Origin of the sequence: Paenibacillus barengoltzii NBRC 101215, assembly GCF_004000745.1 — a bacterium.
GTDB lineage: Bacteria > Bacillota > Bacilli > Paenibacillales > Paenibacillaceae > Fontibacillus > Fontibacillus barengoltzii.
The window spans coordinates 87,144-97,192 of sequence record NZ_BILV01000014.1 but is presented as its reverse complement, the minus strand read 5'-3'; the positions used below and the strand labels follow the sequence as shown (position 1 = coordinate 97,192).

Annotated in this window: 12 protein-coding genes; 1 reads left to right on the top strand and 11 read right to left on the bottom strand. The window is 55.2% G+C overall.

Annotated elements, in window-relative coordinates:
* Nucleotides 1-87 precede the first annotated feature (87 nt).
* On the top strand, nt 88-483 hold the full coding sequence (gene mscL, locus PBA01S_RS06425) for a large conductance mechanosensitive channel protein MscL (protein ID WP_009223803.1): 396 nt from the start codon (nt 88-90) through the stop codon (nt 481-483).
* A 62-nt stretch (nt 484-545) separates the two neighbouring features.
* Here mscL and PBA01S_RS06420 read toward each other — a convergent pair whose 3' ends face one another.
* The 11 genes from PBA01S_RS06420 to PBA01S_RS06375 all read right to left on the bottom strand — a co-directional run bounded on the left by PBA01S_RS06420 (nt 546) and on the right by PBA01S_RS06375 (nt 10,027).
* Nucleotides 546-1,580, bottom strand: a complete 1,035-nt coding sequence (locus PBA01S_RS06420; RefSeq protein ID WP_009223802.1) for an SPFH domain-containing protein — start codon at nt 1,578-1,580, stop codon at nt 546-548.
* A gap of 21 nt (nt 1,581-1,601) precedes the next feature.
* Nucleotides 1,602-2,405, bottom strand: coding sequence for a TPM domain-containing protein (locus PBA01S_RS06415; protein ID WP_127575571.1), 804 nt, complete (start codon nt 2,403-2,405; stop codon nt 1,602-1,604).
* Nucleotides 2,405-3,433, bottom strand: a complete 1,029-nt coding sequence (locus PBA01S_RS06410; RefSeq protein WP_127575575.1) for a TFIIB-type zinc ribbon-containing protein — start codon at nt 3,431-3,433, stop codon at nt 2,405-2,407. The genes PBA01S_RS06415 and PBA01S_RS06410 overlap by 1 nt, the downstream gene beginning before the upstream one ends.
* A gap of 40 nt (nt 3,434-3,473) precedes the next feature.
* On the bottom strand, nt 3,474-4,163 hold the full coding sequence (locus PBA01S_RS06405) for a PspA/IM30 family protein (protein WP_174844467.1): 690 nt from the start codon (nt 4,161-4,163) through the stop codon (nt 3,474-3,476).
* A 183-nt stretch (nt 4,164-4,346) separates the two neighbouring features.
* Nucleotides 4,347-4,496 carry a hypothetical protein gene (locus PBA01S_RS22695; RefSeq protein WP_009223798.1) on the bottom strand — a complete coding sequence of 50 codons (150 nt, stop codon included), beginning with the start codon at nt 4,494-4,496 and terminating at the stop codon, nt 4,347-4,349.
* A 77-nt stretch (nt 4,497-4,573) separates the two neighbouring features.
* A complete protein-coding gene (locus tag PBA01S_RS06400) occupies nt 4,574-5,593 on the bottom strand; it encodes a PHP domain-containing protein (RefSeq protein ID WP_028538572.1) in 1,020 nt (339 codons plus the stop codon).
* A gap of 17 nt (nt 5,594-5,610) precedes the next feature.
* On the bottom strand, nt 5,611-6,447 hold the full coding sequence (locus PBA01S_RS06395) for an alkaline phosphatase family protein (RefSeq protein WP_009223796.1): 837 nt from the start codon (nt 6,445-6,447) through the stop codon (nt 5,611-5,613).
* A gap of 16 nt (nt 6,448-6,463) precedes the next feature.
* Complete coding sequence (locus PBA01S_RS06390; protein WP_028538573.1) at nt 6,464-7,252, bottom strand: DeoR/GlpR family DNA-binding transcription regulator; 789 nt, start codon at nt 7,250-7,252, stop codon at nt 6,464-6,466.
* 5 nt (nt 7,253-7,257) lie between these two features.
* Nucleotides 7,258-8,301, bottom strand: a complete 1,044-nt coding sequence (locus PBA01S_RS06385) for an ABC transporter ATP-binding protein (protein WP_009223794.1) — start codon at nt 8,299-8,301, stop codon at nt 7,258-7,260.
* The gene (locus tag PBA01S_RS06380) at nt 8,298-9,107 is read right to left on the bottom strand and encodes an ABC transporter permease (RefSeq protein WP_028538574.1); all 810 of its coding nucleotides are present in this window, start codon (nt 9,105-9,107) and stop codon (nt 8,298-8,300) included. Before PBA01S_RS06380 ends, PBA01S_RS06385 begins: the two co-directional genes overlap by 4 nt.
* Nucleotides 9,107-10,027: an ABC transporter permease gene (locus tag PBA01S_RS06375; RefSeq protein WP_028538575.1), complete on the bottom strand. Its 921-nt coding sequence runs from the start codon at nt 10,025-10,027 to the stop codon at nt 9,107-9,109. Before PBA01S_RS06375 ends, PBA01S_RS06380 begins: the two co-directional genes overlap by 1 nt.
* Nucleotides 10,028-10,049 lie beyond the last annotated feature (22 nt).

Here is a 10,049-nt window from a genome sequence, read left to right as displayed (position 1 = left end):
GAACACCCTGCCTTTCCTCCTATGGACTAGCACCGGTTCGCTTATGGTATACTGCTAATAATATGCCAAAAAGAGAGGTACTCCGTCATGTGGAAAGAATTCAAAGCCTTTGCGCTCAAAGGGAACGTGCTGGATCTAGCCATCGGGGTCATTATCGGTGCCGCCTTCGGAAACATCGTGACTTCCCTGGTCAACGACATGCTGATGCCGGTTATCGGGTTGCTGGTAGGCGGTATTAACTTGAAAGAGTTACAGTTTCAATACGGAGACACGGTGTTGAAGTACGGAGCTTTCCTGCAAACCGTCATCGATTTCTTTATTGTCTCCTTCTCCATCTTCCTCTTCGTCAAGGGTATCAACAAACTGAGACGCAAAGAGAAAGAGGAGCCCAAGTCCGAAGCGCCGCCCGCCCCTTCCAAAGAAGAGGTGCTGCTGGCCGAAATCCGTGATTTGTTAAAGCAAAGAGCGTTGGAGGAGAAGTGACTCCTTTGAAGCCAAAAACCCGCCCGAGCCGTTTATGCTTAGGCGGGTTTTCTCGTATGCGCCTACACCAGCTTCTGCCCGCAATTCGGACAGAAGTTCGCGCCTTCGTTCTTATTCCCGCAGTTGGGACAGAAGTTCGGCCGCTTAGAGTCCGCTTCCGAGGCGGAAGGCGCTGCAGGTTGCGACGGTTGGCTCGCCCCCGAGTTTTGCGACTGGGACTGCGGCTGCGGATGATCTTTCCCCTGACCCGGTTCCGGATTCAGGTTTTTCATCATTTCCTTGGCCAGGTTCATCCCCATCATCATCCCCGCCATATCCGAAGCGGCCCCGCCGCCTTGCACCTTGCCTGAGGCGATGCCGTCCGTCATGCTGACCTGCTGGTATTTCGCTAAATTGCCGATCATTTCATGCGACGCCGTCTTCGTGATCATCTCCTGAATTTCCTTCGGATAACTGAAGCTCATCACCTGGAAGCCTGTGATGGCCAACCCGTCGTCCATGACCTGCATATCGAGGTCTTCCCGAATGCCTCGTGCGATCTCCGCGGCGTTAGCCTGCAGATTAAACATATCTTTGCCTTCCCGGCTAATCCACTTCATCAGCAGTTGATCGAGCACGGAGGTGATCCGAAGCTTGACGTCCTCCACCAAATAGCTTTGCTTGACCCCTGCAATCTTATCGATTAAGGTCACATAGTCGTTGACCTTGAAGTTAAACGTGCCGTTCGCACGAATCGGCATCCCCCCGGGGAGCTGCGGCGTAGGGATTAACACCGGATTTTGCGTGCCCCACCGGACGGTAAACTCCTTCGTATTGACGAACAACACCTCAACCCGCATCCCGCTGTTGAAGCCGAACTTAAACCCCTTCAGCGTGGACAGGAACGGCACGATCTCCGAGGCAATGTTATATTCGCCTTCCTCCTTAAAAATCCCCTCGATTTTCCCGTTATTCATAAAAATCGCGTCCTGCCCCGAGCGGATGATCAGCTTACTCCCTTTTTTAATTTCACGGTTGCTCCATTTCCAGAAAATCATGTCGTCCCGGAATTCTTCCCACTCCACGACATTGGCAAATTGGCTCTTAAAAAAACTCATCAGCTCTTCCTGCCCCTTCCTTTAAAATGATCCTCGGCTTCCGCTATGGGAGTGTCCGCCGCTGGTTGTACCGCCGCCGCCACCTCCACTGCTGCCACCGCCGCCGCTGTTGCTGCTCTCAATCTTCGTCTTCGTTACCGTCGTATGCAGATAATTGTCTTGTCGCCAAATGACGCCAGAATTGGCCGAATCCTCATAGGTACGACCGCTCACCGTGATCCGACCGCCGCTTCGGAACGCCATCATGAAGACGACCCCCGCCCCGATCACCAGTGCAATCACAAGCTGAATGCCGGTGTTGAGCAGCGGGTTATCCGGATTTACCCCCGGCCGAAACTGCGCGTACCGGTTGACCGTCAATATGTATTCTGCAAACGCACCGTAATAATCGCCAGCGGACAGCATCGGGGTAATCTTGTCGCGAATTTTGTCCAAACGGCTGTCGTCCAGGTATTTCTCCCCTTTATAGAACCCTGCCAGATATAGATCCCGGTTCAACATATCCAACGTCAATATCACAGCGTTGCCATGTGTTTTGTCGTAACCCGGAGCCCGTTCATCGTAAAAATCCTCCGTCAGCTCCACCACATCCTCGCCTTCCGGATTGTCCGTGGTATAGATGATGATGTCGAGCTCTCTTGGGGGCCCATATTCATTCGCCAACGCGTTTAGGTCTTCAAGTTCTCCCGGGGAGAGAAGTTCAGCCTCGTCATAAATCAGTTGCTTATTCGCAAGCGGCGATTCCGCCTGAGCCGTTAACGGGGACAGCATATTTAGCATGATCAAGAGCAGCAGCGAGTACACCACAACCCATCGCTTGTTCATTAGAATACGCCTCCCCACAGCCATGCCAATGTTTTAAGTCCAACAAAAGAGAGAGCCGAAACGCCGGCAAACCATACCGCCATTTTCCCTTTGCTAAGCGGCGGCTTTCCAACCACTTTGCCTGTTTGGCCGTTCATCGCAAACGTGTACTGCTTCCCCTTGTAGTTGTAATAGACCATCCAGACCGGAAGCAGCACATAATTCGCTCGTTTGACCGTCGTATCGATCTGTTTGTCCGCGTAGCTTACCGTCGTGTATTCGGAAACGGTTGAAGAAATATAGGATTCGATATAAGGCATCGTTTTTTCCCGAGCTCTCGGGGTAAGCTGCTCGCTGGTATAGTTGTATTTTTCAGCAATGTATCCCGCAAGATATGGCGTCTTAAACGTCTTTAATTGGTCGTAGGGAAAAGGCTCCAGCTTATCCATCAGCTCATCGTCCATCTTCGCCGAGGCATCGATCGGCAGCCGGACATAATTCAGCCGAATTCTCCGGTAAAACTCGTAATGATCGGTTTCGGTATATTGATAATCGCCTCGGCGATAGCTTCTTACCTTCGTTCCTCGGCCGCGAACATCGATATTGTTCAGCAAATCGTACAGCCAGAACGGCACGTACATTCCGGTAATCCCCTGGATGCGGTTCGCGGTCATGAAGCCGCGGGGCGTAAGCAGCCCTTTTCGGCACCATTTCTTGAAAGCCGCCATCGCTTCTTCCTTGCTGATCGCAAAAGGGATCACCTGCTGCGGCGCCAGCTTCCCGGTCAGGCGATCGCTAAGCACCACAGCGGAACCGCAAAAGCTGCACGTCGTTGCGCTGGTTTCCGGCTCCGTTACGATGACCGCCCCGCAGCTTTCGCAGTGGTATTCCCGAACCTCGTCCTCCGTGAACACCTGTTGCTTCAATGGGTCGGGAAGTTGCTCGATGTTGTCCTTGCGACCGCAGCTTGGACAGGACAGCATACCTGTTGTGCTGTCAAACGTCATGCCGCTGCCGCAGCTCGGACATTTGTATTCAATGACCGGCAAATCGTTCACCTCAATCCATCCAAAATCAAGTTCAGGTAGCTCATTTATTTAATTTCGCCTTGAGCGCCGCTAGTTCATCTTCAGGAGTCGATGCTGTTGCTTCCTCCGGCTTCGCTCCCGCAGCATTGCTCTTCTCCAGCTCCGCGAAGATAGCGTCCAGATCGTCTTCCTGCGATCCCGCCCGAAGCTCCGCCAAAGCCATCGCTTCATTCAACGCTTGATCGGCCTTCGCCTCCAGCTCGCGAAGCGCCGCTTCTGTTCCCCCAGCAGCCTGGGCCTTGTTCAACGCAGCGGCCTCTGCCAGCTTGCTCTTAAGCGTCGCTTGCCGCGCTTCCAGCTTCTGCAGATCGGAGACCAGCCTCTCCTCCATCTGCTTCATCTGGGCGGCCTGATTCGCTGCTTGCTCATAGGCCGTCTGCAGCTCCTGCAGCCGTTCCGCCTGCTTCGCCTTCCGCTCCAGGAATTTTAGCGCGGCAGATTCATCGCCCGATTCCACCGCCTTCTCCGCATACCGCTGCAGCTTCCGGACTTCCTCGGCGCATTCGTCCAGCGCGCGATTCGCCCGGTCTTCCGCCGCCTGAACCGCAGCTGACTCCGCCTTGACCTGCCCTAAATCCAGCCGTAATTGACGCAGGTATTCATCCACCGTCGCCGCCGGATCCTGCGAACCCTCCAGCATGGCGGAAAGATTCGACCGCATCACATCTTTAAATCTCGACAACATCCCCACTTCCCGTCCCTCCTTCAGTTGGTCACTTACTTAATAATACATCAGATCCAACCGATTGGTTTCATTGCGGTACCAAAGGCAGGGCAAAATAAAAACGCCCCTAAGGGCGTTATCCCGTACAAGTGTTATCGCAGACCGCATGAACCATGGGATCAACCGATCCTCAAATTCGCAAATGGCGTTCTAGTGATTTGGCTGCTCTTTTTTCTCGGAATATGCGATCAGATTGACCTTCTCTCCTATGGACTGCTCGATTTTTTCTTCCAGCTTCCGAATCTCCTGAACTAACGACTCCCGGCCTTCCAGATCCGTGAATACGTAATCTTGCTGCATGATGCACGCTCCTCCCTGTTTTTTAGGTAACTTGCGCGGAAAAGCGTGGTTCTATGCAGGCGAGGTTGGCAAGCCCCCTACTTGGCCGCTGTGTGATTTGCGAAGATCGGCACCATCCGCCGCTTCCCGTCTCGAAACACTGCCAGCTCCTTGTATCCCTGATCGATCGCATCGGCCAAGGCCGTATCAAGCAGCGTACCGATATCGTCCGGAAAATGAGCGTCCGAGGATAACGTCAGCGGGACCCCGTAATGGGCTAATACGGACAGGAACAATGGGCTTGGGCAACTCTCCGCGATAGGATAGCGGTATGCGAGACCGGTATTGATCTCCGTAGCTACGCCGCTTCGCGCCATTTCCTTGGCGATGCTCCGGTAATACGGCAGCAGCTTCTTCTCATCGGCCGGCCGGAACCCAAACACCTTCAAGTTATCCGGGTGCGCGATGATGTGAAACAACCCTGAGACGCAGGCCTGCCGCAGCAATTCATAATAATCTGCGTACGTTTGCACGGGGTCCCGGCCGTCGAAGCCTGTCTTGGCCTCCGGATTGTCGAACCCCCATCCTTCCAGGAAATGCACCGAGCCAATCACGTAATCCCAATCATAACCCGCCAAAATTTCGCCCAACTCCACTTCGCCGCCGGGGAAGAAATCCGCCTCGATGCCAAGCGCGAGATCGGGCCGCGTCTTCTTCGCTTCCGTCACAAAGTCAACGAAATCCTGGATGGAAGCTACGCACACCTGATCCAACCAGGCCCGTTGCAGCTTGCCAACCCGGCTGTCGTCCAGCAGCATGTGTTTTTCGTAATATGGCCGACACTCCCGGAACCGGTATAAATGATCAACGACGCCAAACTCCTGAATTCCGCGTTCGCGTCCCCGGATCAAGTAGCGATCCAACCACTCTTCGCTATAACATCCCTTCTCCATCCGCCGGGACAACAGCTTTGTCATTTCCTCGGCATATTCGATCGTATGATGCCCCAAGGCCGGATCCGGCCCCGGCTCGGTCGCCGCCAACCCTTGCAGTGTACGCGAAAGCCAGCGCAAGGAATACGGACCTTCCTCCAGATGAAAATGCATATCAACCTTCACCCGCAAACTCCTCCTGTCTACTCCCATTTCACCATGGCCTCGGAAGGCTCGATTCCTAGATAATGGCACATCAGCGGAGCCAAGTAGAGCTGTGACAGCCCCTGATCGCCCTGGAGCTTCGGCGAAGGAATCGGCAGCTCACCAAACACATACAGCGGAACGTTGCGCTCCTCCGGCTGAGTGCCGCCGTGTTGCCCCATCGCGTTCATCCCGTGATCGGATGTGACGATAATCTCATACCCTTGCGATCTCCACAGCGGTACCAGCGTAGCCAGAATCCCATCCACCGTCCGGACGGCGCCCTCATACTGCTTGCTTTCCCCGCCGTGCTTATGCCCCATATCGTCGATGTTCATCGAATGGATATACAGGAAGTTGGGGTCGTACGTTGTGCGCAAATGCTCCGCATCAAGGAACAGATGGCTGTCCGGATAGTGATCCTCGAAATAAAAAATCCCGTGCTGTATCGGCTGCTTCTCGTCATGCTGATGCCGGTCGGTCACCGGGTTAAACGGCGCACGGTTGTACAGCTCGCTAACCCAGTGGTACGCGGCGGCAGCCGTTCGTAATCCCGCGGTGATGGCAAGGTGAAACACGCTTTGCTCCCGGCTTAGCCTGCTGATATGGTTCGCCGTAATGCCGTTTCGGGCCACCGGCGTACCGGTCAGCAGCACTTCATAGAGCGGGCGCGATAGGCTCGGCAGCTGCGACTGCACTTGATAGCAGGCCGCCTCCCCTTGCTCTACAAGATGCTCCATATACCCGAGATACTTGCGGGCCGCATCATATCTTAATCCATCCAGCACAACCACAACGAGCTTCTTGGCTTCTGCTTCTGCCTTTGCGAATGACATCCATCTCTCTCTCCCTTCAGTTAGTGGCCTCGATCCATTGAATGCGATGGCCGCGCAGCGTCTGCAGCCATTCCTTCGGGGCGGCAACGTCGCTGACAATGGCGTGTACTTGGCTCAGCGGCGCGATCTCCACGAATGCTTCCTTGCCCAGCTTTGACGCATCAGCCAGCACAATCGTACGGGATGCCGCCTCGATCATCCGGCGCGACATGCCCGTTTCATCGACGTCATAATCGCTGATCCCCCGCTCCAAGGATATTCCGCCAATGGAGATAAACGCCTTGTCGACCCGGAATTGCGACAGAATGTGCTCGCCAATTGTCCCCGATAACGACTGCTGCTCCGGATTTAATTCCCCGCCGACCACAAAAATCTTCCCGGAAAACCTCCCGCCATTCAGCGACTCCATCAGGTGATACGCCACCGCCAGCGAGTTCGTCAGGATCGTCAGCCGCTCCCGGCCGGCGATCGCCTTGGCCATCTCCAGCGTTGTCGTCCCGATGTCGATGGCGATGGTGTCCCCGGATTCGATCAGCTCGGCAGCAGCGCGGCCGATCCGCTCCTTCTCCTCCGCCTTGTCCTTCTGGCGCTGCAAATACGGCGGCTCGTAGCTGGTCAATTTGGGGAGGACCGCACCGCCGTAGACTCTTTTAGCCAAACCTTCTTTCTCCAGCAGGATCAAATCGCGGCGCACGGTCTCCTCCGATACGGTAAAACGATGCGACAGCTCCGGGACCTTCACCTGTCCCTCCTGCTTCAACTGCTCCATAATGACGCGCTTGCGCTCCTCAGATGAAATTGACAACTTGCCTAAGCCCCTTCCTTCTCTAGCTGCAGCAATTGCGCGTGATCCATAACGAGGGTGACAGGGCGGTTCTCCTCGAACCGCCGAGAGCGTCCATCGTTCAGCACATCCACCGTCAGGCGGATGCCGGCGGCATCGATGGCGTAACGAATAACGTTGCCGAGGATCGATGCCGAGTGAACGTTGCCCTCCACGATGGGCTTGCCCGCATGGGCCGGGTCAGCCGCTTGCTCCGGTCCAATAAGCGAGAGCGCCTCCGGCCGGATGGCGTAACTCTCCGCATCGCCGGGCACCGTGCCGAATAGCCGTAACGCTTCGGCCCGCGTCAGCACGTTATAGCTGCCCATGAACCGCGCAACGAACTCCGTTGCGGGCTTGGCGTACAACTCCTCCGGGGTCCCTTGCTGTATGATATTCCCCTGGTTCATCAGGCAGACCCGGTCGGACAAGGTTAACGCTTCTTCCTGATCGTGCGTGACGAAGATCGTGGTCATGTTGAATTGCTTCTGAATCTCGCGGATTTCTGTGCGCAGATTTTTGCGAATTTTCGCATCAAGCGCGCTGAGCGGCTCATCCAACAGCAGCACCTTCGGACGGACGGCCAGGGAACGGGCGAGCGCTACGCGCTGCTGCTGTCCCCCCGACAGCTGTGCGGGATAAGCGTCCCGCTTATCGGTCAAATCGATGAGCTCGAGCAGTTCGCTGGATCTCTGGCGGCGTGCTTCCTTGGCCATGCCGCGCATTCGCATGCCGTATTCGATATTTTCGCGGACCGTCAAATTCGGGAACAAGGCGTACGATTGGAACACCATGCCGATCTCCCGACTGCGGGGAGGCAGGTTGACGATGTCCTTATCGTCCAGCCAGATCTGCCCTTCGTCGATCTCCGTCAGGCCGGCGATGCAGCGCAAGAGCGTGCTTTTTCCGCAACCCGAAGGCCCGAGCAGCGTAACCAGCTCCCCTTCGCGGATATCTAAATTCACACGATTCAGCACCGCCGCCGATCCGAACTGCTTACGGATCCCTTCCAGCTTCAGATATGGCTTCATTCCGAAATCCCCCTGTTTACTTGTTTGCCGAGCTTCATCAAGACCATGGACAACGCCAGAATAAACAAAAAATACGAAATCGCAATCGCGCTGGCCAAATGCCCGCTTTCATTCATCCGCCGCGACAAATACACCTGGATCGTCTGAATATGACCGCCCACCAGCATGTTCGTCATGACAAACTCCCCAAAGAGGACGGAAAAAGACAGCAGCGTCGACGTCACCACCCCCGGCCAGATGTTTGGCAAAATCACGGTCACAAACGCCTTTATGCGGCCGGCGCCCAGCATCTCCGCGGCATTCAGCAGCTCTGGTGCCGATACGGTGAGCAGGCTGTTGCGGATACCCTGATACATATAAGGCAGGACGATGACGAAATACGCGCCGATCAAAATATAAGCGGTCCCCGAAATATTCATCGGGCCGGAGGAATACGCTCGGATCAGCCCCACTGCGGCAACGACGCCGGGAACAGCATAAGGAAGCACGACAATTCCCTTCATGAAGCTCTCCATCCGGGGCAAATAGACGGTGATAATGAACACTGCCGGCAGCATGACGGCTAGGCTAAGCACGATGCTGATCGCGCAGAGGTACAGCGACTTCCATAACGCATCCAGAAAACGCGCATCCTGAAACATCTCACCAAACCATTCCAGCGTCCAGCTTTCCGGAAGAAGGGTTGCTTGCCACTCTTTCGCAAACGCGTAGATCATCGTTGCCAGCAAGGGAAGCAGCAAGTAAATCATGAGCAGCAGCATCAGGGTTCTCGGTGCCCACCCTGCTTTTTTGCTTGGGGTCTGCATCACAATTCCTCCTTCAGCGCAGGCGACTTCAGCTTTGGCCATTTCCGATGGTTGCGTGCCTTCTGTTCCGCCGAGCCGGGTTGGAACCGGTGCAGCCGCTGAGTCATCTTGTGGTTCAGGTACACCGCCAATAGCGTCGACAGGCCTAGGATTACTGCCAGCGCATTCCCCAGCTGCGGCTCGGTTACAACGTCACCGGAAACCAGGTTGCCAATCCGTACGGCGAGCAGGTTGAAGTTACTTCCGACGAGGGCATAAGCAGTCGCGTAAGCACCCATGGCATTCGCGAATAAAATCCCCAGCGTACCGAACACGGCTGGCAGCAGTACCGGAATCCCGATCGTTCTCCAAAACTGCCAAGGACTTGCGCCCAGCAGCGATGCCGCCTCTTTCCATTGCTCACGAATGCCGTAAAACGAAGGGTACAGCAGCAATAAAGCCAGGGGAACCTGGAAATAGACATACACCAGCACCAGCCCCGACCAGCTGTATAAGTTAAAACCGGCAAGCACGTCCCAGCCCCACTGCTTAAAGAGCAAAGTAAATACCCCGTTACTCCCCAGCAGAATAATGTACGCGAAGGCGAGCGGTACGCCGGCGAAATTCGATGTCATATTGGACACCATGATCAGACGGTCCCGCATCCTCGGTGCAAATCGCGTCACCGCGTAAGCGCAGGCCAATCCAACGGCAATCCCGATCACGCTTGAAAAGACCGAAATCAGCAAGCTGTTCTGAATCGCTTTGAGATAATACTCGCTTTGAAAAATTCGGGTGTAATACCCCAACGTCATTCCGGCGCCGTCCTCCAGGCTGACGCTTCCCGTAATCATCGACACGATTGGCACCAGCTGGAACAGGGCCACCATGACGACGAAAGGAACGAGCCCAAGCAAATACCGGCGATTTTTCCGCTTCACGCCACACCCTCCTTGTTAAAAA

Excerpts from the sequence above, each read along its gene's own strand:
- mscL (WP_009223803.1), top strand. The coding sequence starts at position 88 with ATGTGGAAAGAATTCAAAGCCTTTGCGCTCAAAGGGAACGTGCTGGAT.
- PBA01S_RS06420 (WP_009223802.1), bottom strand. The coding sequence starts at position 1,580 with ATGAGTTTTTTTAAGAGCCAATTTGCCAATGTCGTGGAGTGGGAAGAA.
- PBA01S_RS06415 (WP_127575571.1), bottom strand. The coding sequence starts at position 2,405 with ATGAACAAGCGATGGGTTGTGGTGTACTCGCTGCTGCTCTTGATCATG.
- PBA01S_RS22695 (WP_009223798.1), bottom strand. The coding sequence starts at position 4,496 with ATGCAGCAAGATTACGTATTCACGGATCTGGAAGGCCGGGAGTCGTTA.
- PBA01S_RS06395 (WP_009223796.1), bottom strand. The coding sequence starts at position 6,447 with ATGTCATTCGCAAAGGCAGAAGCAGAAGCCAAGAAGCTCGTTGTGGTT.
- PBA01S_RS06385 (WP_009223794.1), bottom strand. The coding sequence starts at position 8,301 with ATGAAGCCATATCTGAAGCTGGAAGGGATCCGTAAGCAGTTCGGATCG.
- PBA01S_RS06380 (WP_028538574.1), bottom strand. The coding sequence starts at position 9,107 with ATGCAGACCCCAAGCAAAAAAGCAGGGTGGGCACCGAGAACCCTGATG.